Below are 25116 nucleotides of genomic sequence, written 5' to 3'. Positions count from 1 at the left end.
ATATGCTGGGTTGTGATATTTGCAGGGAATAAACTTATATCACAGGATTCTTTGTAGTATTAAGTTAATATCCCCCGGGATACAAAAATGACAATTTGGCAGAATATAAAAGAGTTGTTTGCTCCTTTGAATTTTTCCGAGCCGGCAGAGGAAGAAGCTTTTCGTAAAGGCGAATGGCTCTCGAAGCTCGGCTTTCTTCGTATGGCGGCGTATGCCTCCGTGGTCATATGGCTTGCCTTTGCCGTATTCGACGGCTTCATGGTTCCAGAAAAATTATGGGAGCTTCTCATCCTTCGCGTTGTTGCCGCTGTTTTAATATTCTTTTGCATACGGGCTGCCATCCGTTCGCACGCATACAGCGAGCTTTACCTTAGCCTTGTGTCGCACATAGCAACAGCCGGGCTCGTGGTTGCCGTGTGTCTTCTTAACGAGGATGCCGCGGTGTTTTATTTTCCTGCCATGCTTGCGACAATGTTCGTAGTGCCTATAATCTTTCGCCTGTCCTTTGAGACAAATGTCGTAAATACCGCAGTATCTTTTCTGCTCTATAGTCCCATACCCATCGTGTACAAGCTCGACACCGCTATTTTTATCGGCGAGCTTTTATACATAGCGGCATTCGGGGTATTTACGCTCTTTTGCTGCAGGATATACAGAAGGGCGCTTCGTAACGACTATCTGTCGAAAAAGGCCGTTGCCGAGAGCCGCGAAAGGATAGAGGCCCTTCTCGCGCACAGTAATGATTTTGTAATATTGATAGATGAGCACAATAACATCAAGTATGTAAGCAACTCCGTTGAGAAGATATCGGGTTATAGCGTGGCAGAGTATCCTTCCGTGGGCCTTGACCTGATACATCCCGAGGACATGCCGCGCGTAAAAGCAGTGACAAAATATGCGTTGACGAACCCGGGCGTGCCGGTGCCGCTCGAGATGAGGGTGAGAAATTTTGCCGGGGATTACCGCACATACAGTTCCGTTGGCACGAGTTACATGGAGCATCCGGCAATACGCGGCATTGTCGTTAACTTCCACGACATAACGGAGAGAAAGGCGCTCGAGGAAAGCCTTCGCATTACAAAAGACGAGGCCATGCTCCTTGCGCGCACAGACGTTATGACCGGGCTAAACAACCGCAGAGCGTTTATCGAGCTCTTCGAGGCCTCGTTCAATAACGCGAGACGTTATAAAAGGCGGCTGTCGCTTATGATAATAGACATAGACCACTTTAAGCCCATAAACGACAACTACGGCCACGTGTTTGGCGACGAGGTCATATCTGCCACGGGCGAGGCCATGAGAAGCGCCATACGTGACGCCGATATGGCAGGTCGCCTTGGAGGCGAGGAGTTCGCCATCGCAATGCCAGAGACCGGAATAGAAGAGGCAAAGATACTTGCCGAAAGGCTTCGTCAGAAGATGTCAGAGATAAAGGTTTTCTTTGACAACATCGAGATAAGCTTTACCGTAAGTGTCGGCGTTGCCGAACTGGAGAACTCGCATACCGTTTACAACCTGCTTCTTGCCGCAGCCGACAAGGCCCTTTACCGCGCAAAAGAAAACGGCCGTAACCGTGTCGAGGTCGCGGCTTAAGTATTTTTTCGTTCGTAGCGTTTCCGATGCATATTCCCCTGTCAGGTATTTTTCTTCGATATCCGGGCCTGTTCGAATAAAAGCAGCGTTATAAGCGGCTTTTTCCGCCCTGTTTTGGTTTGACAGGGTTTGAACTATGTGGTAAAAATTAATAAAGGATGAGTTTGTGCCGGGTTTGCCGACACAAACCACTAGAGCCTACCATACATGAGCACTGCGCCAAGGAACGTTGTCTCCGAAGAAGTAGATATTCTGCTGATTAATCCGCCGTTTTTCCAAACGCCGGCGGACCAGAGCTATTCCTATTATTACCCGCCGCTTGGGCTTCTCTACGTTGCGGCAGTCTTAAAGCAGCGCGGGTACTCGGTTAAGATATACAACCCGGTCTTCGAAGATAAATACATCTCCATGGAAATCGACGGCTTTCCTCCGCTTACCGATGAGAGCAGGCGCGCGTTCAAGGAAAGGTTCATAGGTTACCCGGACGCGCCCGAGTGGAAACAGATGATAAGCGACCTTGGCGCGATAAAGCCGAAGGTCGTTGGGTTTACGATGATGACGCCGCAGCTCGACCTTTCCGTTTATATGGCGCGGGTCGTGAAGGAGCAGAACCCCGGTATTCCGGTCATTGTCGGTGGCGTGCACCCAAGCGCCTTACCCGAGACAACCGCTGCTATAAAGGAGTTCGACGTGCTTGTTTGCGGCGAGGGCGAGGAAACGGCCCTCGATTTGATGGACGTTTATGTGAACAAGACAAAAAAGCTCGAGGACGTTGGCGGTATTTATTATAAGAAGGAAGACGGCAAAATAGCGCGGACCCCGTCGCGCCCTCTTATAGAGGCTGTTGACAAGCTTCCGATGCCGCTTCCTGACCCTGTGTACGAAACGCATCCGAGGCGGGCCATACTCACGAGCCGCGGCTGCTATTTCAGGTGTACCTTCTGCTCGCAGTCCTCGATACTCGGCAGGAACGTAAGGTTCAGGTCGCCGGAGAATGTTGTCGACGAGATAGAGTTCTGGTACCGTAAGGGCATTAAGCAGTTCATCATGCAGGACAGCACCTTTACCGCGGACATCAAGCGCGCAGTAGCCATAATGGATTTAATCATACAGCGCGGCTTAAAAATTTCGTGGGGGTTCCAGACGAGGGTGGACCTTTTGCCCATGGAGCTTCTTAGAAAGGCAAAGCAGTCCGGGTGCGATTATACGTGGCTCGGTGTCGAGTCCGGGCATAAGGACGTGCTTCGCGCCATAAAGAAGGGCATCACGCTCGATCAGGTGAAAAATAGCGTTGTCCTTATAAAGGAAGCGGGCATCGAGCCCTACGTTTACTTTATTCTCGGCTTTGTCGAGGACACGATGGAGACGATGAAGGCAACGCAGGCATTTGCAGAAGAGCTTGGCTGCTACCAGACGAGCTTCTTTATGCTAACTCCGTTTCCCGGCTCCGAGACCTTTAATAAGCTCATGGCCGAGAAGCGGCTTCTTACAGACGATTACTTCTTTTACTTCTGGTTATATCCGCACCTTATCATTCGCACCAACCCCACGAACAAAGAGGTGTGGGATTATTACCAGGAGGTTAAGCAGTTCTGGGCCAACAAAAAGCGCTCCGACATCAGGAGCCGCTCCCTTCAACCGTCCTTCCTTTGGAAAAAATTCAAGGAGAACTTCCATTCCCCTCGCGCAATGGCGCGCCTTATACGCAAGTTCGTAGATGTGCATATAAACCCGAAAAATTGATATCCGTTTTGCCGTAAGCCGTGTGATTTTTTTGCGTTAGCGCAGGGCGAGGGTGCTGTCGCTTTTCATGGTAGAATATGGGCGCAGTAAGGAATGGCGGGCAGTGCCCGCTCTATGAATTCGCAAAGTAGAAGGATAGGTGTATGACTATTTTTACGGTGATTTGGTTTGTCGTTCTTTTGGCGTGCGGATATATTATGTCGAGCTTTTTTGCCGAACCGTTTATACGCATAGGCATGTTTGTTGTAGGGCTTCTTGCGCCTGTGGGTATATACCGTTTGACTTTGCTCATAATAGATAGATGCGATTTGCTTCCCAAGTGCAAGAATAAAAGATGTAGCACCAAGAGGTATAGTCTTAAAGATCGGACGGAAGAAGGAGTGTATTATGTCTGCGAGTGCGGGGACGTGTATTTATACACGATGGAGAAGCACTTTAAGTTAGTAAATAAAGATGGCATGACGCAGCCGTATCGAATAAAAAATGGCGGCTTGTGGTGGCCGGCGCCCGAGGAGTTTGCTAAATACCTTGCCAAGTAATGCTGTAACCGCATAGGGCGGGAGATGCTCGACCTGCACATTAATTTGTTAATTTTGGGGTTTGGTGTGAAAAAAAGCGGGAAAGAGATAGCAAAGCAGAAAATCAAATCTTGTGCTGATCAAGGTTTTGAGGCTGATTGGGCAAGAAAGTATAAGACTGCATTTTATTTGTTTAAGAAAGCGGCGGCGGAAGGCGATACGATTGTATTTACGATTTTGGGGTATTATTACGATGTTGGCCGAGGTGTGCGAAAAAACAGCGGTTTGGCTATGTACTGGTATAAAAGAGCTGTAAAGTGTAATTCCAGCGCTGCTATGAACAATCTCGGCACGATATACAGGGATGCCGGTAATTTTAAATTGGCGAGGAGTTGGTTTAAAAGAGCTGTAAAACGTGGAGATACTGATGCGGCAATAGAATTGGCAAAGACCTATATGCATCACGGTAGAAGTGAAAAAATCGCTGAAAAATGGTTGCGATTTGTGTTGCGAAGTGATGATAAAAAACTTTTTTATGATAGTAAAGAAAGAGCGACCAAGCTTTTGAAGAAACTTTATAGGGCAGGTAATGACGAATAGTCGGGTAGGGTTGGTACAGCCCACCATCTATTCGATGTAGCGCGGGTCACACCTGCCGCAAGTTTTGCAATCGAGGCTAACTGAACTATGGAGCTTACGAGATGCACCCCAAGCCCGGTGCCCCTCTACCTTTTTCCCTCTCCCCGAACTACAACGGGGAGAGGGATTTTTATTTGAGCCGTGTTGTGGTAGAATGGGCGGCAGGGCAGGGAGTGGGACGCGGAGACCGGGCTGTACTATTACAGGGCGCGGTATTATGATGCCAACGACGGATGCTTTATAACGAAAGACCTGAAAGGCTTTGCCGGCGGCATGAATATGTATGCGTACGTGGGTGGTAATCCGGTGAACTACACGGATCCGTGGGGGTTGCGGATTCGTATAAGCGATCAAAGCGGTAGGTCGCATGATATTAATCCTAATCGTGTTGTTGGTATGGCTATAGTACAAATAATGAATAATCCAGAGTTAAAAGGCTGGTTCGACTCTATGCTAGCGAAGAAGGGAGAAACTATTTCAAACATTTTAACAGGTAAGCATGATGTTACGCTTACTATATACCCCGGCGGTCTTTCTGATTTTATTGGAGAAACGCGATGTGACGGTTTCTTCCCTGAAACACGTAATGATATACCGAATATGAGTATTGGGCTTAATGCAGATGTGTTTGATTATTCGTGGTGGCATACTGATGCTGGGGATGAACAAAATGCTGCAAGCTGGTTTATTCATGAACTTGGACATTATGTCGATGCATATACACTTGATAAGAATCCAGGGATAGAGACAGGCGAACATCTCGAAACTTTAATCAAATGGTAATTATTTTAGCGATATGGTAAGAGTTGATTTTAGAAAACTTAATTTGTCTTACGATATGACGTTGTATTTTTTGTGCTATGTATTTTTCGATTATAGTGTCCTTCCTATAATTGATAAAGCTTATATTGTTATAGGTGGCATACCCCCTGTAATTACGGATACATTATTATACGATATTATTCTTCCTATGGAAAGTTTGTATTTTTTGCCGTTGTGGATCATATTGTTTTTTGTAGGCTATTTAGAATTATTTACAACCAGGTTGGAGTCGAAGGCGCTTGTTAGTGTAATTAAATTTATTTGTGTCTTGTGTTTTATATTTGTAATGTTTTTCCTTGGAAGACCATTGATTTGTTTTCGTACTACATTTTGTTAGCCGGGTAGATACTGTCTTGGAAGCCAAGCGGTTCTTGCTTCGCAAAGTGTTCTTCAAAAAACTTCCTCTCCCTAATCGCATTGGGGAGAGGATAAAGGTGAGGGGTTACGGCTTTTGTCGTAGGCGGGTTTTGTGGTAGAATTGGGGCGTTAAGGAGCGGTGGGCTGTGATCCGCGCTATGGACTGGAGTATTGGCCACAGTGGGTTATAGTGGGCAGATAATATTATGGTAATTTCTCATCAAATATACGTGTGTTTGTTTGTTGTTTTGCTCACGCTAATATTTTTTGCAGGCTATTTAAATGTTAGAATGTTTTCCCACATCAAAAAAAAGCATATAACTGTATGGAAAAAGTTGGGTGAGCCACCATTTTTGTTTGTCAGCAAATCAAATAGTAAATTAATAAGACAATTTTTAAAAGAGAAGAAGTATTTGGACTTGAATGATAATAAGTTGAATTCGTTAATAATTAGGCTGCGCATTGTGACCAGGTTGGCGCAAATATTTTTTTTAGTAATGGTTGTGCTTTTATTTTCTTTTAGAATTAAGTAGCGACGTAGGGCCGCTCACACCCGCCGCGTGTTTTGCAAGCGTGGCCAGCTGAACCACGGAGCTTACGAAATGCAAACCAAGCCCGCACCACGCGCCCTTTTTCCCTCGATCATTATGAGGAGACAATTTTTCCAACCCCGGGGGCGGTGGCTGTCTACAGAGATGGTAATGGCGATGTTGTTCATAGTGTTACCGTTGAAGGAATGTCAGGTGGGGAAGTAATGGTTTCTGGTTTAGGCGGAATTCAGACGGAAAAAACGGTAACATCTGTACAAAATGCATGGGAGGATCCGAATGCAACGGTCAAATATTATAAGCCAAGCAATTGCTATACATGTCGGTAGAAATGGTGCTCTAAAAATAGTGTGTTTTTTGTTTCTATTTGTTTTTATGGGGTGTATAACAAGGCAAATGGTATATCTCGGCATGCCTAAGAACGAGCTTGATATTATTGCTAAGTCTCGTATAAAGCAGCATCGCATGGTTTCTTCTGCAAATATTGTAGAAGGTTATATTGCTGAAATAAACGGGATAATTTTTTGGATGACTTTTGATAAAGATGAACGAATAGATAAGATTGTAATCGAAGACCCAAAATTTCGCTTAAAAAGTGGCGTTGCTATTGGAGATAATTTTAGTAAAATTAAGAGCACGTACAAAAATTATTATGTTGTGCCTTTGGTTGGGTATGGAAGGATGGTTTTTGTTGAAAGGGAAGGAATAGTTTTTGGTTTTCCTTGGCGGGAAGATGATAATGTTACGATAGATGATTTGGATAAAATCGAGTGGGTTGAGTTCGTAAAAACGGCATTTTAAAAAAGTTAAAAAAATGAGAAAAAGGGGACAGCGCCCTTTTTGAGGTCACTTAAACCACAGAGCTTACGAAATGCAAATCAAGCCCGCGCCTCCCTCCCTTTCTCCCGCGAGTTAAGTGCCCCTCTCCGAGTTTCAGCGTGAGAGGGGTTTTTATATTGGGGTGCAGGCCCTCGGCCTGCCTCTCCCTAAGCGCATTGGGGAGAGGATAAAGAAGAGGGGTTACGGCGCTTGTTTCTTTTCAAACCCCGGCCGCGCGGCCAGCGCAAGGTTATTGCCATGCTGAATTCATTTCAGCATTCCGCTTTTATAAAAAGCGAGATCCCGAAACAACCCTGAATAGAGTTCAGGATGACAGCACGGACGGGATTGCTTTGCCGCTATTTTGTATTTTTGTCTCTGCCGGGGTTCTTTCCAGCCTTATTTATGATAAAATCTGATAACCGGGCGAATATTTAAAAAATCAGGCAAGGCCACGGGCCGGTATTACCAGGGGTTTCTCATGCGTAAAGTAATATTTTTTTCGATGTTGCTCGTTGCAGGGCTTGGACTTTCGCAGGTGCTGCCGTCGCTTCTTGGCGGCGCGCACGACGTCACGGTCGTACTGGTACGCGTTCTTACGACCATAGGGCTTGCTTTCATAATGATACATGTGGGGTTCGAGTTCCATATAAACAAGTCCAGGCTCGGCTCCTACGGCTGGGATTATTTCGTTGCCTTCACTGCCGCATCGCTTCCCTGGGTATTCGTCAGTTGTTACTTTGTCTTTGTGCTGTTGCCATCCGGGCTCTGGGGAGATTTCGCGGCGTGGAAGGAAACGCTCCTTGCCGGCAGGTTCGCGGCCCCGACCTCCGCGGGTGTGTTATTCGGTATGCTCGCGGCCGCGGGATTAGGCGCGACATGGATATTTAAGAAGGCGCGCGTGCTCGCGATATTCGACGACCTGGACACAGTGCTTCTGATGATACCGCTCAAGGTGTTCATGGTGGGTGTGGCTTGGCAGCTCGGCGTGCTTGTTATCATAATGATGGCGCTCCTCGTGGCGGCGTATCTCTGGCTGCACAGGCTCCGCATACCAGTAACCCGCGGCTGGGTATTGTTTTATGCCGCTTTTATCGTCGCTGTAAGCGAGGCGCTTTACTCGGGAAGCAAGGTGATAGACCCGTCCGTGCCCATACACATAGAGGTGCTTTTACCGGCCTTTGTGCTCGGATGCCTGGCCGTGCCGCGAAGCGTCAAGGTAAACGAAGGCCCGGAGGCTGTTGAGCGAGAATTCACAAGGATGCTCGATCGGCCAGGGGAGAAAAGGGCCGCGTTTATCGTCTCTGCCATGTTCATGTTTTTTGTGGGGCTTAGTATGCCGGTAGTATTCGGCGGGCCTGATTTGCAGCACCCGGCTCCGGTGGCTGCAGAGCTGCATGCTGCCGCGCCGTCTTGCGTTGTCGACGACCCTGAGGTGCACGGTGGCTGTCTTGTCGGGCGCTACGCCACGACAGTGACCGCCGGGCAGCCGGCCATAGGATGGGGCATGATACTGTTTCATGTGCTTATGGTCACCCTTATAAGCAACCTCGGCAAGATGTTCCCGGCTTTCTGTTACAGAAGACAGGCGCACTGGCGCCACCGCCTCGCGCTTGCAATCGGCATGTGGCCTCGAGGCGAGGTCGGCGCCGGCATACTGGTCCTTAGCATCAGCTACGGCATAGGCGGCCCGATAGTAACGGTGGCCATGCTGTCCCTGGCCCTTAACCTCGTGCTCACCGGGGTCTTCATTATAATGGTCAAGAAGCTTGTTGGCGGCGTGCCAGAGTTGCCGCAGGGCGGGTAGGGACGGCATTTCTGTATCCGCCGTACATTTCTCTTGACAAATTATGTACTGTACGGTACAGTACATAAAATCGGGCCGCAGGGGCGGCAGGATGGATGGGGAGGGCGGGGCAAGACGCCGCTCGGGTATCAACAATCAAAAAGGAGGGAGTATGAACAGGCTTGCTTCAAGGTTTATGATAGCTGCGGTGATTTACGGCGTCATAGGGTTTGCCGGAGGCGTTTACATGGGCGCAACACACGAATTTGCCATGAGGTCCGTGCATTCGCATATCAATCTTTTCGGCTGGGTCTCCTTTGCCATATTCGCCGTGTATTATCAGTTGGTGGCCAAGGCCTCGGAATCAAAGATGGCGGCAGCGCATTTCTGGCTCTCGAACATAGGGCTCATCGTGATGACAGTCGGGCTTGTTATGCTATCCACTAATAACGCCGCAGGAGGGCCGCTTGCGGGCATAGGCTCGGTGGTGAGCCTTATCTCCTTTATAATCTTCGCCATCGTGGTATTCTCGTATTCGTGTGCGCATTGTGAGAAAAAGTAAGCCGAAAAACACGCTTAGCCGCCTGGCAGAGAAGCGCAGAGGCGCTATAATGGAGGCCGCATGGGACCTTTTCATGGAAAAGGGGTATGCGGCAGTGAGCGTGGATGCGATAGTAAAGAAGGCGGGCGGCTCAAAGGCAACGGTCTATGAGCTTTTTGGCAGCAAAGAGGGGCTCTTCTATGCGATTATAAATGAGTCAACGGGAAAGATACTTGCTGATATGACGCTTCCTGATACCGAAGGCATGTCGATACGCGCGGCGATCTGGAAGATAGGCTACGCCATTACGCGCGGCGTTCTTTCCTATAAATGCACCGGGCTTTTCTGGCTTTCTGTATCCGTGTCCCGGAGGTTCCCGGATGTGGCGCATAAGTTCTATGAGGGAGGGCCCCTGAAGGTGCGCCGCGCCTTCGCCGATTTTTTGAGTAAAGAGACCAGGGCAGGAAGGCTTCGCGTAAAAAATCCAGCATGGGCCTCGGACATATTTCACGGCATGCTTCTTGAGTACAACCACATGGAGATGGCCCTTGGCTACAGGAAAGCGCCCTCGGATAAAGAGGTCAGGAGGCTGGTGGACGAGGCAGTGGATGCTTTTATGTCACTTTATGGAACGGGTAAAAAAGGCTAAAAAGGAGGCCGGTATGGATATAGGGCTTAAAGACAAGGTTGCGATAGTAACAGGCGCTAGCCGCGGCATAGGCGCTGCAATAGCGGTTTCCCTTGCCGAAGCCGGGGCAAAGGTCGTCATAAACTACATGAAGAGAAAGGACAAGGCCGAGGAGGTGCTGGCAAAGGTAAAAGAGCAGGGTTCGGACGGCTTTGTCTTCAGGGCGGACGTGACAAACAAGGTCGAGGCAGAGGCGCTTGTGGCCGAGACCTTGAAGAAGTTTGGCAAGGTGGACGTGCTTGTTTGTAATGCTGCCATAAACTTCCCAATGCGGCCGTTTATGAACCTTTCGTGGGAAGACGTTGAAGCCAAGTTCATGGGCGAGATGAAAGCGCTCTTCCATTCTTCGCACGCGGTCGTGCCGGACATGATGAAACGCGGTAGCGGCAGGCTCATATTCATAAGCAGCGGTTTATCGAGATATCCCTCTGAGGCGTTCTTTGCGCACGCTGCTGCAAAGGCCGGTATGGACAGCGGAGCGCGCGTTCTTGCAAAGGAACTCGGGCCAAGCGGCATAAAAGTGAACGTCATAGGCCCTGGGCTCACGGACACGGACGCAACATCTGTGCTCGATAGGAAGGTCTTTGACATCTACCGCGAGCTTACGCCGCTAAAGCGTACCGGAGTTCCGGACGACATAGCGCGCGTTGCCGTGTTCCTCGCAAGCGACCTGTCGGCCTTTGTCACAGGGCAATACATACACGTAAACGGCGGCTTTGTGATGGTGTAGGTGCAGTTTCTTTTGAAAAGGAACTATTTTTTGCGAAGAGAGGAGAGCCACTTCTCTATTACTGCAAGCTCTTCTTTTGAAAGCGGCTTATCCGGAGGCATGCGCTTCGTGTTCACGACGGCATCGTAGAGCTTGCTGTCTTTTGCGGGCATGTCGATCCAGCCCTGTTTGGAAAGCTCTGTTGCTGCCTTTCCGGCAGAGAGTTCGTTTGTAAACGCATGGCACTTTGAGCAGCTTGATTTGAAAATCGAGGCAACCTTGGCGGAAAGTTTAGGGTCTTCGATAAAAACCGGGGCAGATGGTGCAGTAGCGCCTTTTCCTTTAGCAGGTTTCCACGGCGTGCCGTTTGAGAGCCGAAGTACCATTTTATTTTTGTCGTCAACTATCCAGAGGCTTTCGTCCTCAGCTTGAAGTAGTCCAACCGGCGCGCCCTTTGGCCGTAAGCCCGTCACGGCATTCCAAGCAGTTGTGATTTCCGTGTGCCTGGCAACGGGAAGCGCAGAGCCTGTTGGCTTAAAGGGCTTTACCACGAAGTTTTTGTCATTACCACCTGGGTCTGATATGTAGGATGCCTCTATAGTAAGTTTTGGCCGGCCTTTTTCGTCTACGTCGTAGGCAACTATCCTGTGCCCTGTTCTTCTGTATCCATGCCAGCTTACGAGCAGTTTGCCCTTTAGCGCCTTTATGCGGCTTCCGGTGTAGTACATCATGTCGAGCGGGGCCGTGTGCGCAGGCACGAGCGTCCATGGCTGCGCGTACGCAGGTGTTCTGCATTCAGCGTCTCTTTTCCAGACGGGGTTTGCAGCGTCGTTATCATAGCAGTAGGGCCAGCCGTAGTCTTTACCGCGCTCGATTACGTTTATCTCTTCGTAAGGCTCGTCGTCGGAATCAAAGTCCATGTTGTTTTCGGATTGAAGGATGGTTCCCGAAGGATGCACGCTAAGGGCCATGGAGTTCCTTAGCCCCTTTGCGTATAGCTCAAAGTCTTTTGACCAGGAGTTTGTCTTTTGCTCGTAGCGGTAGAGGCGAAGCGCTGCGAAGGACTCTCGCGTGGAGCATTTGCCGGAAGAAAGTTCGCTTTTGCAGTCGTCGCTTGGCGCGCCGATATTAAGGAGCAGGTCGTTATTTTCAAGAAATACGAAATGAGAAAGCGGGTGCATGTTGCCTTTTTCCGCGGGAAGGCCTTCTACGACGGCCTTGAGGTTTTTAACGTTGTTCTTATCGTCGAGCTCGAAGGACACGATTCTGTGCGCTTCGCCAAGATAATATCTGTTGCCCGGTCCCGGAAGTATCTGGTGCGGTAGATCGAGCTCTTCAAGGAGCACTGTTGCCGAGTACCCGGCCCCTAAGCGGCTTATGAGGAATAACGAGCCGCTATTTCTACCCCATCCGCCCATGTCGGTAAGGAGGAATGCGTCCTTGCCTTTGATTTGCGTAATCTTTCTTGGTTTCTTGAATGTGACGCCGCCGTCGCCGTCCTGCATCACGAGGCCGATGCAGGTGCCTTCGATTGTCTCTATCGGGAGTTTCGGGAATCCGTCGCAGGTCTCTCCGGTTGCCTTGTATTTCGTGTCAGCGCCGTGGACAGCGGATGTTAAAATGAAAAACGAAAAGACAAAGGCAATAATAAAGGCTGGTAATGCGTCGCCGAAGCAACTAAAAAAGATTTTCTGTGCTCTAACCATGATGAAAGTATATATCCTTTTTACATAAAAGGGCAATGGTAAAAATCGGTATAAACGGTCAGCACGACATACAAAACACCGCAGTTGAGAGTGTTTTTTGTCGTATTTTATGATAATATGTCTTGTCATTATCAAGGTTCCTCTGTGGAGGTTTGCGCCGTGATAGAGGTTGATTCCTTAAGCTTCGAATACCCGGGCGTGCTCGCGCTCGATAATGTTTCCCTTTCTATCGAAAAGGGCAGTATCGCCGCGCTTGTCGGGCCAAATGGCGCGGGAAAGACTACTCTTTTAAGATGCATGGCTGCGCTCGAGCACCCGATTGCCGGCACGGTCAAGATAGGCGGCGTTGACGCGCATGAAGACCCAAGAGTGTGCCATAAGAAGATAGGGTATCTTCGCGACATCTTCGGCCTCTACGACGATTTGAGTGTCGAGCGCTGCATCACCTACGCGGCAGCATCGCACGGCATAGCGGATGCGGCACTTCCCGAAGCAGTTAAGAAAGCCGCAGCAAGGCTTCGTATAGACAACCATCTTTTGGCAAAGGCAGGGGTCTTGTCTCGCGGCTTAAGGCAGCGCGTTGCCATAGCGCAGGCAGTTGTGCACGAGCCGGCTGTCCTCATACTCGATGAGCCTGCCTCAGGGCTCGACCCTGAGGCAAGGCATACCTTGTCCGGGCTTTTTCTCGAACTTTCGGGGCAGGGCATGACGCTTATAGTTTCATCCCACATTCTTACCGAATTGGAAGAGTACTCAACGCACATGATAATACTCGATAAGGGCCGCGTTGTGTCGAGCTCTGGCGTGTCGGGCAAGGCAGTTGGCGATGAAGGCGCGTACTTTACAGTCGAGCTTATTGCCCCGCATGCAGCGCTCGAGAATTTTTTATTATCTGTCGACGGTGTTTCGAATGTAAGCGTAAAGCCCGGCGGCGCGGTCTTCATGCTAAGGGGCGACGCGTCTACGCAGGCAGAGCTCCTTAAAAGGCTCGTTGGCCAGGGTTTTGGCGTAAAGGGTTTTTACGAGACAAGAGAGAACATGCACGAGTCGTATCTTAAGAAGATAAAGGAGACAAGGGGTGGGGCTTAATCCGGAATTTCGGCGTAACATCTGGCGTGAGATGACGCTTCATAGGTTAATTGTCGCGCCGCTTGCGCTGGCAGCGATCTTCGTGCTTGTTTACGTGGCCGATAAGCACAGGACCGACGGTGTTGCCTATATGGCGCTAACCGGGATAGGCCTTCTCGGAGCTCTCTGGGGCGGGCGCCTTGCCTCGGACTCGGTGCTTAGCGAAATACATAATAAGACCTGGGACTCGCAGCGCATGTCCGCTCTTTCGCCATGGACGCTTACCTGGGGCAAGCTCTTTGGCTCGACGTTGTTTGTATGGTACTGTGCCGTATTTTGCGCGGCGGCATACGGTATGGCAATGCTTACGGGCGATTTTTCGAAGATAAAGGAACCGGAGATGCTTTTGGCTCTTGTGCTCGTGTCGAGTTTTCTCGCGCAGGCCGTTGCGCTTTTTTCGAGCCTTGTTTCGGTAAGAAAGGGCGGCTCGTTCATGCTCGCGCAGGAGAAGACTGCGTACACGCTTCTTGGCGCGTTGACTGCGTTTGCGGTCATAAGTTTCGGGTACGCGGACGTGAATTGGAAGATGCACTGGTACTCCTATGAGCTGCGGGTCATCGAGTTCACGTTTATCTCGGCCGTTATCTTTTCCGCGTGGGCGGTCATCGGCTCATACAGGGTTATGGCAGAGGAGCTGCAGGTAAAGAACACTTTTTTTGTGTGGTTTATATTCAACCTCTTTATCGTCGTGTATGTTTTCGGCATAGCGGTCGGCGCGATGCCGCTTCTTGAGCAGGATATAATAACGAAGTCGTTTATAGCCGCGTTCGCGGTGCTTGGCGTTATTTTTTACGCGGCGCTTTTTTCAGAAAGAAAGAACCCCGTGGCATTCCGCTCGATGGGCAAGGCCTTGAAGGCCGTTGACCTGGACGGGCTCTTTACGCTCGTGCCGTGCTGGATGGTGACGTTTTGCCTGATTGCCGCGCTCGTTATCGTGCACTCGGTTGTGATGGGCGGCGAAAAGGCGTTTTTGTTCTTCTCCGGACTGTTCTTCGCGCTAAGAGATACCTTTATCGTGTTGTACCTTAATTTTTCGAAAAACCCGAAACGCGCGGACGCAGCTGCCGTGGTGTATCTCCTGCTCATAGCGTTCGTGCTGCCGCTTATCCTCTATACCGCAGGTATCGAGGAGGCCAGGGCGTTTTTCTGGGCCGCTGATTCGCCGTACGCGCTTGCGGCAGGCGTTCTCGAGGCAGCTGCTGCCTTTGTTCTCCTGAAGGTAAGGTGGAGAAAGAACTACGGAAGCGTTGCGGCACCGATTGAGCAGGAGGGGTAGCTGGCGACCAAGAAGCATTTTTACGGTACGGGCAAGGGTAGCTTTTATATAGAGGAATGTCCATGTTGCCTAAGAAAATTATTTTTTTTGCTGTTTTGCTTGCAGCGTGCCTTAATGCGTATGAATCCGAGGCAGGCATTGTATTTGCCAGAGACGGCCAGTATGCGATTATATCGGAAACGGATTACAGTATCGTCAAGACAGGCGATCTCTGGGAAGACTTTAAAACCAAACTCGACCCTTCGATGAAGGAAGAATTTTTCGCCGAGTACGGCGTCAGATTAATTCTTGAAGTTACTCCTGACATGGAAAGAAACAGGTTTTTTGTTTGCACAGGGCTTCCAGCGGAAGACGTGTTTGATGGTTGTTTTGCATTAAAATACCCAGAGATGGATTTTCTTGGTTTGATAAAGCAAGGAGGTCCCTTTGTTGTTAATCCTTCCGGAAAGAAGATGTATAAAGGCGGCAGTGTTTACGATAATACCACCTTTGCGGAGCTCAATAATTACGAAGATGCTATATATAAGCTTCCTACGATCGACCCCGGCGATTTTTATGAGGATAAGGCATTTAGAATAAGCAAAGACGCATGCTTCATAGATGAAAAAAGGCTTTTTACATCGGGTCGTGTGTTCGATATTTCTACTGCCCCGCCTACTTTCTTATACAATCCAGGCATATTGTATGATATTGGTCCAGGTGATGATTGTATTAATGAAAAGGTTCTCAACTTTGGCAGCGTGAACGCTGAGGAAACATTACAGGAATATTCTATTTTGGACCTTTTAACATCTAAAGAGATAGGTCGTGTGACGATGCCATACGACAAATATCCAGAATCCATTGGCGATTATTTCTTGTCAAAAGATATCAAATATATAATAAGCGATGTAAGAAATGAGGCAAATTCTTTTGCCGGTATATTACGTTTTTACGATATAGCATCTAACACTTTAAAAGCAGAAATAAAACTTCCGATACCAGAAGTAGATAGTGCTGTAGGGCGGCTCGGGCTTTCCAAGTCAGGCGACCTGTTGTTTTATAAGACAGGTGGAGATAAACTCTTTGTAATTAGCGTAAAGGACACAAAATTATTAAAAAAACTTATATTGCCGTTCGAACCAGACGAAGTCATATGGCCGTAATCCGGCGGGCAATTGTGCCGGCCTATTGAGCAGGAGTGGTAATATGATTACAATGCGTTTTTTACTGGCAGCTGTTTTTTTGATTGCTGTTTTTTTGCCCTCCGCGCTCTTTGCCGGGGAGCCGTCTATGCTTCAGTTCGCCCCGAACATGCGCTACGAGGACAAGGTCATTACCTACCGCATAAACGATTGTCCGCGCTATAAGTGGATGGATATAGAAAAGGCATTTAACAAAATATCCGGTCTTACTCCCGTGTTTTTCAATCCCGTAATCAGAGACGAGCAGCTTGTGGTGAACTGCAGCCCGGCACTCAAAAAGGCCAAGAAGGGCGATGATTACGGCGTTGTCGAAATGGGGCGCGGCGGGCCGAGGTACACGCTCGGGGAACATTATAATATAATTGTCGGCGGCGAGGTATTAATCGAGCGCGACCACGACTGCAGCGAGCCGCTTGTCGAGATACACGAAATCCTTCACGCAATGGGGTATAAGCACAGCAGCGACCCTTCGAGCATTCTCTATCCCATGCTCGACTGCTCGCAGACAATAAAAAGAGAGATACTCGACGACATAACGCGGCTCTACAACATATCCGGCCTGCCAGACCTTGTGATAAAGTCCGTTACTCTTAAGAAAGTATCGAAGGACTATGTGATACGCGTAGAGGCCGTGAACTCCGGCATGACCGAATCCGCGCCGGCAAAGATTATTATCAAAAATACCGATACAGGCGAGACAGTTGCGGACTTTGCTTTTGGTTCCTTGGAGCCGGGGGCAGGGTTCGCGCATACGGTTAAGGCCAATTATGAAATAAAGACGGTCGAGGTTGAGTTGAAAACAGGCTTCGAGGAGATGGACAAGGCTAATAACAAAGCCAAGGCAAGGCTTGAGAGGTAGAGGGGTTATATTTTCGTGGTAGCGTAATGTTTATCAAACAAAAAGGCCGGACTAATCGTCCGGCCTTTTTTCGTTTCTCTGGGGTTTTAAAGCTTAGCCCTTGAAGTCCTTGCCCGCGAACTGGATGTTCGCTGCGTCGTGGCATCTGGGCGGGCTTACTGCGTGCACGCCGCCGCACTTGGGGCACCTGTCTACAAAGGTCTTCATGTGAAAGTCCGCGCCGCATCCCTGGCACTTGGCCTTTAGCCCGCCATCAGGTATCTCGGCTATTGCTACGCCGCCGCCGTGGGCCTGCATCACGAACTCCACAAGCTCTCTTCCTTCTGAAAAAGGGCCGCCGCCCTTACCGTCCCCGCAACCGCTTCCGCAATCACTCATTATCCTTTACCTCCTTGATATTTAAAGCATTTTGGGTGCTATCCAATATAACATAACATATTATATCCGGGATTGGAAATGAAAAACATGACTTTTCTCAGATTTTTGAAATATCATGCTTTTAGGTGCAGGACGCCGTGACGCGCAGAAATTCCTTGACAAACGGCCTGAAAATCATTATATTTGAATATTCTGGCAAGTTTTAAATATTAATCATTGCAAAGTTCGAGGAGAAGGTCATGAGCGCGGTAGAGGAACTTAGTAAGGACAATAGAAAGTGGTTCGTGGTCGACGCCGAGGCAAAGACCCTTGGCAGGATCGCAACCCGCATAGCCACGGTACTAAGAGGCAAGCACAAGCCGACGTACTCGCCGAGCATGGATATGGGCGATTTCGTCGTTGTCGTAAATGCCGAAAAGGTAGCGGTAAGCGGCAATAAGATGAAAGAGAAGCTCTATAGGTCGTATTCCGGGTATCCGGGCGGCTTAAAGGAGCTTCCCATGTGGAAGGTTATCGAGAACAACCCCACAAGGGTTATCACAGATGCGGTGCAGGGCATGCTCCCCAAGGGGCCGCTTGGCAGAAGGATGCTCAAGAAGCTTAAGGTATACGCGGGCACTGCGCATCCGCACCAGGCGCAGAACCCGGAGAACATGGCTGTATAATAACAGGAGGCGATTTTTAAAATGGCTGAAAATGTGTTTATAGCCGTCGGCAGGAGAAAGACCTCGGTTGCGAGGGCAATCCTCTCTGCGGGCTCGGGCGAGATAACGGTAAACGATAAGCCCATGGATAAGTTTTTCCCGAGAGAGACATTGAAGATGGACGTGAGGCGTCCCTTCGATGTCACGAAGACCTCAGGTAAGTTCAATGTGCGCGTCAATGTAAAGGGCGGCGGCCCAAGCGGCCAGGCAGGCGCTGTAAGGCACGCGATCTCAAGGGCTCTTATAGAGATAAGCGCCGAAAATAAGGATGCCCTTAAGAAGGCGGGCTTCCTCACCAGGGACCCGAGGATGAAGGAAAGAAAGAAGTACGGACAGAAGGGCGCAAGGGCAAGGTTCCAGTACTCGAAGAGATAATACGCGGCCCCTTTCGAAGGGGCGGCTTAAGGTTATCACGAAGGGAGGGCGGACGACGCCCTCCCTTTTTATTTGCGTGGCGGCCCGGAGGGCCGCCTCTGTGCTCAGATTTATTTTGTTTTTTTCGCCAATACTGGTATACTTTTCTGACAATATCATTTTTACGGGAGGTCTTGCATGTTAAGGGTTGCCGTGCTCGGAGCAAGCGGTTATACGGGGCTTGAGCTTTTGCGGCTACTTGCGTCTCACAGCATGGCAGAGGTCTCGCTCGTAACATCGAGGCAGTACGCCGGCAAGCCCGTTACCGAGGTATTCCCGTTCCTTCGCGGCTTCTACGACGCGCTTACCTTTAAAGACCCTTCCGAGTTTTCCAACACGGATGCGGAGTTCTATTTCTCGTGTCTGCCGCACGGCAACGCCATGGAAATCGTGCCCGATATCTGCGGCGGTGAGCGTCTGGTCGTTGACCTGAGCGCGGACTTCCGTTTGAAGGACGCCGAGCTCTTCAAGCGCTGGTATGAGCCGCATAAGGCAGCATCGCTTCTAAAGGAAGCTGTGTACGGGCTACCGGAAATCAACCGGAAGAAAATCAAAGAGGCGCGCCTTGTTGCGAACCCCGGGTGTTATCCGACTGCTTCTATCCTTGCAATCGCGCCGCTTCTTAAAAAAGGGCTCGTGAACAGGGATTCCATAATCATCGACGCGAAGAGCGGGGTTTCCGGCGCAGGGCGCGCTGCCACACTCGATAATTCCTTTGTCGAAGTCTCGGGCGGCTTTAAGCCCTATAAGGTCGGCAATCATCGCCATACTCCTGAGATAGAGCAGACCATGACAGAGCTTTTCGGCTCAGAGATCTCGGTTACGTTTACGCCGCACCTGTTGCCAATATCGCGCGGAATACTCGCAACAGTGTATGCGAAACTCTCGGCAATCATATCGCCCTCGGACCTAAGGGACGCGTATCAGGAATTTTACAAGGACGAGCGTTTCGTGCGCCTTTGCCCGGAGGGAACCTTTCCGGATGTAAGCCGCGTGCGGGGTTCTAACTTCTGCGACATAGGCCTCTGGCTAGACGAGAATAAGCAGAGCATCATCGCGGTCTCTGCCATAGACAACCTCGTTAAGGGCGCTTCCGGCCAGGCCATACAGAACATGAACATCATGTGCGGCTTCAAGGAACGCGAAGGCCTAAGGGGCGCTCCGCAGAGTTTCTAAAGTATTCCTTTGACGCGCTGCCCGACCGGGCGCGTCTCGATAATTATGGCAAGATCTTTCCCTCTTTTTACGGTTCTCGGCACAAGGGTATCGCTGCACTATACGTGGTTCATAGTGCTCGTGCTCTTTGCCTGGAGCCTTGCCTACGGCTACTTTCCGGCAAACCTTCCGGGGCTTTCCAAGGGCGCGTACATCGTAATGGGCTCGTTCTCTGCCCTTGCGCTCTTTATCTGTGTGCTCATTCACGAGCTCGCGCACTCGTATGTGTCCAACAGGCTCGGGCTTCCGGTAAAAGAGATAACGCTTTTCATATTCGGCGGGGTCGCGCACCTTACGCGCGAGCCTGACAAGGCCGCCGATGAATTGAAAATCGCCGTTGCAGGGCCGGCTGCGAGCCTTGTGCTTGCGGCATTTTTTTATGTCTTTAAGATAGCACTTGTTAGCGCGGGCGCTCCTCCGGAGATAACCGGCATGGCAGGGTTTCTCTTTACCGCAAATATCGTTCTCCTTATATTTAACCTCATTCCTGGTTTTCCGCTCGACGGCGGCAGGGTGTTACGGGCCATCTGGTGGCAGAGGACCGGGAATGTCAGGGCAGCAACAAAGGCATCCAGCACCGTTGGCCGCGGCTTTGCCTTTGCCCTGATAGCGCTCGGGTTTGTTGAGCTTATATCCGGGCTCTTTGTGCAGGGGCTATGGGCGATACTTATAGGCATGTTTTTGCAGCAGGCTGCCGAGGGAAGCTACCGCCAGCTCGTTATGAAGCTCGCGTTAGAAGGCATACGTGTTGCCGACATCATGACGAGGAATGTTGTTTCCATCGACGGCTCCATAACCGTTACCGAGGCGGTTGAGAGGTATTTTTTCGCGTACCACCACGCGGCGTTTCCTGTTACAGGCCCTTACGGCGTCATCGGCATGATTGGCTTAAGGAACGTGCGCAGCATTGAAAAAGACAAATGGGCAACAACCCTGGTCAGCGAGGCGGCAGACCCTTTAACTGTCTCCATGATTGCCGCGCCAAACGACACAGTCCTTTCGCTACTTACGCGCATGGCCTCTGACGGAAGCGGCAGGCACATTGTCATGGAGAATAATGCCATGGTCGGCGTCATATCAAGAAGCGACATATTCAAGGCCATGGAAATCAGGGCCGAGTTCGAGAAGTAAGCGGCGTTTTGCCGTCCACCCCAGCAGTATCTTTCCATGTTTAAAATTCGGTGATTTTCCATTTTGTTCGGTGTATAATATCGGGTTAGGGATACTCATGCCAGGGAAGAATAGAGAGGATAAGGGCAAAGGTTTTCGCCTTGTAAGCGAGTTTTCGCCAAAGGGCGACCAACCGGCTGCCATAAAGGAACTTTCCAAAGGGCTTGTGCAAGGCTGTGCCGCGCAGGTGCTCCTTGGCGTTACGGGTTCGGGCAAGACCTTTACCGTTGCCAAGGTCGTTGAGGAGGTGGACAGGCCGACCCTTGTGCTTGCGCCAAATAAGACCCTCGCAGCGCAGCTCTTTGCCGAGTTCAGGGACCTCTTTCCGGAGAACGCGGTAGAGTACTTTGTTTCGTATTACGATTATTACCAGCCCGAGGCCTACGTTCCGACCACCGATACCTTCATAGAAAAAGACGCTGCCATAAACGACGAAATAGATAAGCTTAGGCATTCGGCAACGCATTCGATACTGACAAGACGCGATACCATCGTCGTTGCCTCTGTCTCCTGCATCTACGGCATAGGCTCGCCGGACGACTACGGCGAGCTTCGCGTATATGTGGAAAAGGGGATGAACATAAGCAGGGACGAGGTACTAAAGCGCCTTGTGGAGATGCAGTACAAGAGGGGAGATTACGATTTTCACCGCGGCACGTTCCGGGTGCGCGGCGACGTTGTAGAGGTATTTCCTGCGTACGAGGGCGAGAGGGCGCTTCGTATTGAGTTCTTCGGCGACGAGGTCGAGAAGATAAGCGAGATAGACCCGCTGCGTGGAAAGACCATTGCCGGATTAAACAAGGCCCTTGTGCACCCCGCGAGCCACTTTGTCACCACAAGCGGCAACTTAAAGCGCGCTATGGACACCATACGCGAGGAGCTGAGGGAAAGGTTAAATGAACTCGACAGAACCGACAAGAAGCTTGAGGCAAAGAGGCTCGAGCAGAGAACGCTCTATGACCTTGAGATGCTCGAGGCAATGGGGTATTGCTCGGGCATAGAGAACTACGCGCGCCACTTAAGCGGCAGGCTTCCGGGAGAGCCGCCGTTTACGCTCATAGATTATTTCCCGGAGGATTTTCTCCTTGTGGTTGACGAAAGCCACATCGCTATTCCTCAGATAGGCGGGATGTACCTTGGAGACAGGTCGAGAAAGCAGACGCTGGTTGATTACGGGTTCAGGCTGCCCTCTGCCCTTGATAACAGGCCGCTTAAGTTCGAGGAGTTCGAGGCGCGCATAAAGCAGGCCATATACGTGTCGGCAACGCCAGGAGACTACGAGATAAAAAGGGCCGGCGGCGTGGTGGTGGAGCAGATAATCAGGCCAACGGGGCTGATGGACCCTGTTATCGAGCAGCGCGGCGCAGAGACGCAGGTCGACGACCTTCTTGGCGAGATAAAAAAACGCGTAAAAAAGAACGAGCGCGTGCTTGTAACCACCCTCACCAAGCGCATGGCAGAGGACCTCACGCAGTACTATACCGACATTGGCATAAAGGTAAAATACCTTCATTCAGACGTAGAGACGCTCGACAGGATAGAGATACTTCGCGACTTGAGGCTTGGAAGATTCGACGTGCTCGTTGGCATAAATCTTCTAAGAGAAGGGCTTGATCTTCCCGAGGTCTCGCTCGTTGCCATACTCGATGCCGACAAGGAGGGATTCCTGAGGTCGACGCGCTCGCTTATACAGACATTTGGCAGAGCGGCAAGGAACGTTGACGGCACGGTCATACTTTACGCGGATAAGGTTACGCGCTCCATGCGCGAGGCTACCGGCGAAACAGAGAGAAGAAGAAAGCTCCAGGCCGAGTATAACGAAGCCAATAACATAAAGCCATCGACCATAAAGAGCAGGATAAAGGACGTCATGAGCTCCATATACGAGTCCGATTATTATACGGTCGATGCGTCCGCTGCCGCAGAGGATGGCGAAGAATATGTTGCGCCGCACGAGCTTTCGGGTAAAATAAAGGAACTGCATAAGGAAATGGAGAACGCGGCAAAGCGGCTCGAGTTCGAGCGCGCGGCCGGGTTAAGGGACAGGATAACAGCGCTTGAGAAAGAGCTTGTGCGGATAGGAGGCTAAGATGATAGAGATGGCGATATGGGTGCTTATAGCGCTTGCCATAATCGTATTCATAATCGCCAGACGAAGCGACACGCGGGCAGATAAGGGGGCTTATATACCGGGTACTACAATCGAGCCTGGCGGCACAGACCTGACAACGCCAACCGAGGGGTTCGAGCCGTTTAGCGGCGAAGTCGACGGTGTTACTTACGTTGTCGAAGAGCTTGCCGATGGAACCGCGACCGTCTGGCTCGATATGGAGGTTGATGTGGAAGAGCCCTTTGCGCTATCTGCGCGCGACGGCGACTTGAAGATAGAGTGCGACAAGGATATTGCCGCGCGTATCGATACTGATCCGGATATACGTGAGCTTTTGGGGCTAAAGTCCACTTATATCGACATCGGATATAATACCAATTGGGTGGCCGCGGAATTGCCCAGAGAGATTGCTATAAGTAATAAGGCCGTTATCGAACAGGTTGCCAGGGTGCTTTTGAGGTTCTTTAAAAAGCAGGGCAGTAAGTAGAAATCCGCAGACGTTTGGCAGGGTCCCGGGAAAATGTTTTTGAGAACTGGAGATAAACGGTAATGATAGAGATAATAATAGCGGCCCTCGTAGTTTTATCGATAGTCGTATTCGTAATCTCAAGAAGAAGTGTTACAAGGGCAGATAATACGGGTGCGTCCGAAGCGGGCTCTATGGACGGCCGGTCGAAGTCCAAGGGCGCAAATACCGGCGTAACGCTTTTTGAAGGCACCTATGAAGGTTATCCGTATGTGGTAGAGGAATTAAAGAACGGACAGGCTACCGTTTGGATGGAGCCGCCGGGCCCGGTGACCATTCCGTTTATCGCAGTAATGCAAAACGGGGAGTTCAAGGTTAACTGCGAGAGCAGGGAAGTTATGGAGCGCGTCAAGAACGACCCGGACTTGCAAGAGCTTGTCAAGAAAGGGGCCACGTACGTTGACCTGGGCCTTAATGTCGAGTGGCTGATTGCCGTGCTTCCGCGTGCAGTTGTATCTGATAGCAGGGAATCGGTTGAAAAGATATGCGGCCTCCTGCTGAGATTGGACAAGAAGTTTTCGCACGAGTAGAAAAGGCCGCCTTGCGGCGGCCTTTTGCCGTTTGTGCCGTCTACAAAGACCCGCCCCGCTTAACCGCACTTTTGTTCTTTGCAAAGTTCCTCGAGGTTGTCCACGGCCTTGAATACGTCCTCGTAAAGGTCCCTTAATAGAAGCCCGATGCCGCTTAGTTCCTCGTTGGTTAGCGCGCCGCCAAGCCTCGGATTAAGCTCGGAGGAAAGGCTCATCAGCTGCAAAACCGGAAATATCTTTTCCTGCGCCTCGTGTATGCGGTCGAAGTATTGGTTCGCAGAAGGTTCGCTATGTTCGTTCTTGTGGGCGCTCATTTTGTTTTGCTCCTTTGTTTTATAGTGCATGTCCCTTGGACGTTATAAGTGCGGATTGCCCCCATAGCAATCCTTTCAAAAAGCTATTAAAAATAGCGTATAAATATATTATAGCACGGCTTAAAATAATTCTAATATACCTATTATACAATAAGAGTGTTAAAGTCCGATTAAAAACAGGGTTATTTAGACGGATTTTTTAAAACTAAAAAAGATTAATTATTTCAAGGAGATGGGCGTTATTTAGACGGGAATTCCGTAAGCATTTTACGGACTTTTTCAATGCCTTCGGCTGTTACGCGGTATTTGTGCTTGGAGTGCTCTATCTGTATGACTTGAATCAGCGGCGGCTCTAGGTCCGAAAGACGTGTGAGTACGGATGTTATGTTCCTTGCCTTGTGCCCCGTGTGCTCGAGTTCCTTATTGATGTCATAGGCGGAGAGTTCAGCTTCGTTGCGCTTTAGCTGCAAATACGCGGCTATGACGAGCGTTCTCTCGGTAATGGTTTTTGGCACGGCAAATGCCGAGATGTCGCTTACGGAGGAGAAGTCCTCGATGGATTTTTCCTTTGGCTTTTCTTCTTCGTGCGTAATGTCAACCGCTGTGTCGGAAGAGGCGAATATTTTTTTAAAGAACGGCTCGAGGGAGAACTCTTCGATAAGGCGCACGATGACGCGCGCCCTTGCCTCAGGTGTGAGAAGCCCGAGGGTCCTGTGAAGCTCGTCTATGGCCCTTTGTTCTTCTTCCTCGCGGTCGTGCATGAATGGGGCTCCGTCGTGATTTTCTGCCATAATTCCTTGATAGCCGGGCAATAAAAGGATACAATAACTCGCATAAAA

The 25116-nt window shown here is 50.1% G+C and carries 24 protein-coding genes and 1 pseudogene; 21 read left to right on the top strand and 4 right to left on the bottom strand.

All coding sequences use genetic code 11. The features are described 5' to 3' along the window. Positions 1-87 precede the first annotated feature (87 nt). From OEV59_04645 to OEV59_04600, 10 genes and pseudogenes are all read left to right on the top strand, one after another. Complete coding sequence (locus tag OEV59_04645) at positions 88-1593, top strand: sensor domain-containing diguanylate cyclase (protein ID MDH4227028.1); 1506 nt, start codon at positions 88-90, stop codon at positions 1591-1593. A 207-nt stretch (positions 1594-1800) separates the two neighbouring features. Continuing rightward, a complete protein-coding gene (locus OEV59_04640) occupies positions 1801-3336 on the top strand; it encodes a B12-binding domain-containing radical SAM protein (protein ID MDH4227027.1) in 1536 nt (511 codons plus the stop codon). Between the two features lie 143 nt (positions 3337-3479). Beyond that, complete coding sequence (locus OEV59_04635) at positions 3480-3875, top strand: hypothetical protein (GenBank protein MDH4227026.1); 396 nt, start codon at positions 3480-3482, stop codon at positions 3873-3875. Between the two features lie 24 nt (positions 3876-3899). Beyond that, the gene (locus OEV59_04630) at positions 3900-4454 is read left to right on the top strand and encodes a sel1 repeat family protein (GenBank protein ID MDH4227025.1); all 555 of its coding nucleotides are present in this window, start codon (positions 3900-3902) and stop codon (positions 4452-4454) included. Positions 4455-4667: 213 nt separating this feature from the next. After that, positions 4668-5276 (top strand): annotated as a pseudogene (locus OEV59_04625) (hypothetical protein). 1355 nt (positions 5277-6631) lie between these two features. Beyond that, positions 6632-7021 carry a hypothetical protein gene (locus OEV59_04620; GenBank protein ID MDH4227024.1) on the top strand — a complete coding sequence of 130 codons (390 nt, stop codon included), beginning with the start codon at positions 6632-6634 and terminating at the stop codon, positions 7019-7021. Positions 7022-7520: 499 nt separating this feature from the next. Next, positions 7521-8846 carry a sodium:proton antiporter gene (locus OEV59_04615; GenBank protein MDH4227023.1) on the top strand — a complete coding sequence of 442 codons (1326 nt, stop codon included), beginning with the start codon at positions 7521-7523 and terminating at the stop codon, positions 8844-8846. Positions 8847-8997: 151 nt separating this feature from the next. Further along, on the top strand, positions 8998-9387 hold the full coding sequence (locus OEV59_04610) for a cbb3-type cytochrome c oxidase subunit I (protein MDH4227022.1): 390 nt from the start codon (positions 8998-9000) through the stop codon (positions 9385-9387). Then, positions 9374-10015, top strand: coding sequence for a TetR/AcrR family transcriptional regulator (locus OEV59_04605; protein MDH4227021.1), 642 nt, complete (start codon positions 9374-9376; stop codon positions 10013-10015). Before OEV59_04610 ends, OEV59_04605 begins: the two co-directional genes overlap by 14 nt. Before the next feature lie 13 nt (positions 10016-10028). Further along, on the top strand, positions 10029-10784 hold the full coding sequence (locus OEV59_04600; GenBank protein ID MDH4227020.1) for an SDR family oxidoreductase: 756 nt from the start codon (positions 10029-10031) through the stop codon (positions 10782-10784). 23 nt (positions 10785-10807) lie between these two features. Here OEV59_04600 and OEV59_04595 read toward each other — a convergent pair whose 3' ends face one another. After that, positions 10808-12469 (bottom strand): PQQ-dependent sugar dehydrogenase, encoded by a 1662-nt coding sequence (locus OEV59_04595; protein ID MDH4227019.1) that lies wholly within the window; start codon positions 12467-12469, stop codon positions 10808-10810. A gap of 159 nt (positions 12470-12628) precedes the next feature. Between OEV59_04595 and OEV59_04590 the strand changes: the two genes are divergently transcribed. From OEV59_04590 to OEV59_04575, 4 genes are all read left to right on the top strand, one after another. Continuing rightward, positions 12629-13558 (top strand): ABC transporter ATP-binding protein, encoded by a 930-nt coding sequence (locus OEV59_04590; GenBank protein ID MDH4227018.1) that lies wholly within the window; start codon positions 12629-12631, stop codon positions 13556-13558. After that, the gene (locus OEV59_04585) at positions 13548-14873 is read left to right on the top strand and encodes a hypothetical protein (protein MDH4227017.1); all 1326 of its coding nucleotides are present in this window, start codon (positions 13548-13550) and stop codon (positions 14871-14873) included. The genes OEV59_04590 and OEV59_04585 overlap by 11 nt, the downstream gene beginning before the upstream one ends. A 62-nt stretch (positions 14874-14935) precedes the next feature. Next, positions 14936-16018: a hypothetical protein gene (locus OEV59_04580; GenBank protein MDH4227016.1), complete on the top strand. Its 1083-nt coding sequence runs from the start codon at positions 14936-14938 to the stop codon at positions 16016-16018. 127 nt (positions 16019-16145) lie between these two features. Continuing rightward, entirely contained in the window at positions 16146-16916 is a 771-nt protein-coding gene (locus OEV59_04575) for a M10 family metallopeptidase domain-containing protein (GenBank protein MDH4227015.1), read from the top strand. Positions 16917-17009: 93 nt separating this feature from the next. On the opposite strand, the gene OEV59_04570 is transcribed toward OEV59_04575, so the two are convergent. After that, on the bottom strand, positions 17010-17294 hold the full coding sequence (locus tag OEV59_04570; protein ID MDH4227014.1) for a hydrogenase maturation nickel metallochaperone HypA: 285 nt from the start codon (positions 17292-17294) through the stop codon (positions 17010-17012). 239 nt (positions 17295-17533) lie between these two features. Between OEV59_04570 and rplM the strand changes: the two genes are divergently transcribed. The 7 genes from rplM (at position 17534) to OEV59_04535 (ending at position 23963) form a co-directional block, all read left to right on the top strand. Then, entirely contained in the window at positions 17534-17959 is a 426-nt protein-coding gene (gene rplM / locus OEV59_04565; GenBank protein MDH4227013.1) for a 50S ribosomal protein L13, read from the top strand. A gap of 21 nt (positions 17960-17980) precedes the next feature. Next, the gene (gene rpsI / locus OEV59_04560) at positions 17981-18373 is read left to right on the top strand and encodes a 30S ribosomal protein S9 (GenBank protein ID MDH4227012.1); all 393 of its coding nucleotides are present in this window, start codon (positions 17981-17983) and stop codon (positions 18371-18373) included. A 177-nt stretch (positions 18374-18550) separates the two neighbouring features. Further along, positions 18551-19588, top strand: a complete 1038-nt coding sequence (gene argC / locus OEV59_04555; GenBank protein ID MDH4227011.1) for an N-acetyl-gamma-glutamyl-phosphate reductase — start codon at positions 18551-18553, stop codon at positions 19586-19588. Positions 19589-19633: 45 nt separating this feature from the next. Further along, complete coding sequence (locus OEV59_04550; protein MDH4227010.1) at positions 19634-20758, top strand: site-2 protease family protein; 1125 nt, start codon at positions 19634-19636, stop codon at positions 20756-20758. 97 nt (positions 20759-20855) lie between these two features. Further along, positions 20856-22886 (top strand): excinuclease ABC subunit UvrB, encoded by a 2031-nt coding sequence (uvrB, locus tag OEV59_04545; protein ID MDH4227009.1) that lies wholly within the window; start codon positions 20856-20858, stop codon positions 22884-22886. A 1-nt stretch (position 22887) separates the two neighbouring features. Next, entirely contained in the window at positions 22888-23394 is a 507-nt protein-coding gene (locus OEV59_04540) for a hypothetical protein (protein ID MDH4227008.1), read from the top strand. Positions 23395-23456: 62 nt separating this feature from the next. Next, the gene (locus OEV59_04535) at positions 23457-23963 is read left to right on the top strand and encodes a hypothetical protein (GenBank protein MDH4227007.1); all 507 of its coding nucleotides are present in this window, start codon (positions 23457-23459) and stop codon (positions 23961-23963) included. 59 nt (positions 23964-24022) lie between these two features. On the opposite strand, the gene OEV59_04530 is transcribed toward OEV59_04535, so the two are convergent. Further along, positions 24023-24277: a hypothetical protein gene (locus OEV59_04530; protein ID MDH4227006.1), complete on the bottom strand. Its 255-nt coding sequence runs from the start codon at positions 24275-24277 to the stop codon at positions 24023-24025. A gap of 239 nt (positions 24278-24516) precedes the next feature. Beyond that, positions 24517-25068: a hypothetical protein gene (locus tag OEV59_04525; GenBank protein ID MDH4227005.1), complete on the bottom strand. Its 552-nt coding sequence runs from the start codon at positions 25066-25068 to the stop codon at positions 24517-24519. Between the last annotated feature and the right edge of the window lie 48 nt (positions 25069-25116).

It is taken from the genome of Deltaproteobacteria bacterium, assembly GCA_029858205.1.
Classification (GTDB): Bacteria; Desulfobacterota; GWC2-55-46; order GWC2-55-46; family DRQE01; genus JAOUFM01.
Note: the sequence above shows the minus strand (reverse complement) of the source record. Positions and strands in the feature narration are given on the sequence as shown.

Coding starts and splice junctions, on each gene's coding strand:
- OEV59_04645 (MDH4227028.1), top strand. CDS start 88: ATGACAATTTGGCAGAATATAAAAGAGTTGTTTGCTCCTTTGAATTTT.
- OEV59_04640 (MDH4227027.1), top strand. CDS start 1,801: ATGAGCACTGCGCCAAGGAACGTTGTCTCCGAAGAAGTAGATATTCTG.
- OEV59_04635 (MDH4227026.1), top strand. CDS start 3,480: ATGACTATTTTTACGGTGATTTGGTTTGTCGTTCTTTTGGCGTGCGGA.
- OEV59_04630 (MDH4227025.1), top strand. CDS start 3,900: ATGCTCGACCTGCACATTAATTTGTTAATTTTGGGGTTTGGTGTGAAA.
- OEV59_04620 (MDH4227024.1), top strand. CDS start 6,632: ATGCCTAAGAACGAGCTTGATATTATTGCTAAGTCTCGTATAAAGCAG.
- OEV59_04615 (MDH4227023.1), top strand. CDS start 7,521: ATGCGTAAAGTAATATTTTTTTCGATGTTGCTCGTTGCAGGGCTTGGA.
- OEV59_04610 (MDH4227022.1), top strand. CDS start 8,998: ATGAACAGGCTTGCTTCAAGGTTTATGATAGCTGCGGTGATTTACGGC.
- OEV59_04600 (MDH4227020.1), top strand. CDS start 10,029: ATGGATATAGGGCTTAAAGACAAGGTTGCGATAGTAACAGGCGCTAGC.
- OEV59_04595 (MDH4227019.1), bottom strand. CDS start 12,469: ATGGTTAGAGCACAGAAAATCTTTTTTAGTTGCTTCGGCGACGCATTA.
- OEV59_04580 (MDH4227016.1), top strand. CDS start 14,936: ATGTTGCCTAAGAAAATTATTTTTTTTGCTGTTTTGCTTGCAGCGTGC.
- OEV59_04575 (MDH4227015.1), top strand. CDS start 16,146: ATGCTTCAGTTCGCCCCGAACATGCGCTACGAGGACAAGGTCATTACC.
- OEV59_04570 (MDH4227014.1), bottom strand. CDS start 17,294: ATGAGTGATTGCGGAAGCGGTTGCGGGGACGGTAAGGGCGGCGGCCCT.
- rplM (MDH4227013.1), top strand. CDS start 17,534: ATGAGCGCGGTAGAGGAACTTAGTAAGGACAATAGAAAGTGGTTCGTG.
- rpsI (MDH4227012.1), top strand. CDS start 17,981: ATGGCTGAAAATGTGTTTATAGCCGTCGGCAGGAGAAAGACCTCGGTT.
- argC (MDH4227011.1), top strand. CDS start 18,551: ATGTTAAGGGTTGCCGTGCTCGGAGCAAGCGGTTATACGGGGCTTGAG.
- OEV59_04550 (MDH4227010.1), top strand. CDS start 19,634: ATGGCAAGATCTTTCCCTCTTTTTACGGTTCTCGGCACAAGGGTATCG.
- uvrB (MDH4227009.1), top strand. CDS start 20,856: ATGCCAGGGAAGAATAGAGAGGATAAGGGCAAAGGTTTTCGCCTTGTA.
- OEV59_04540 (MDH4227008.1), top strand. CDS start 22,888: ATGATAGAGATGGCGATATGGGTGCTTATAGCGCTTGCCATAATCGTA.
- OEV59_04535 (MDH4227007.1), top strand. CDS start 23,457: ATGATAGAGATAATAATAGCGGCCCTCGTAGTTTTATCGATAGTCGTA.
- OEV59_04530 (MDH4227006.1), bottom strand. CDS start 24,277: ATGAGCGCCCACAAGAACGAACATAGCGAACCTTCTGCGAACCAATAC.
- OEV59_04525 (MDH4227005.1), bottom strand. CDS start 25,068: ATGGCAGAAAATCACGACGGAGCCCCATTCATGCACGACCGCGAGGAA.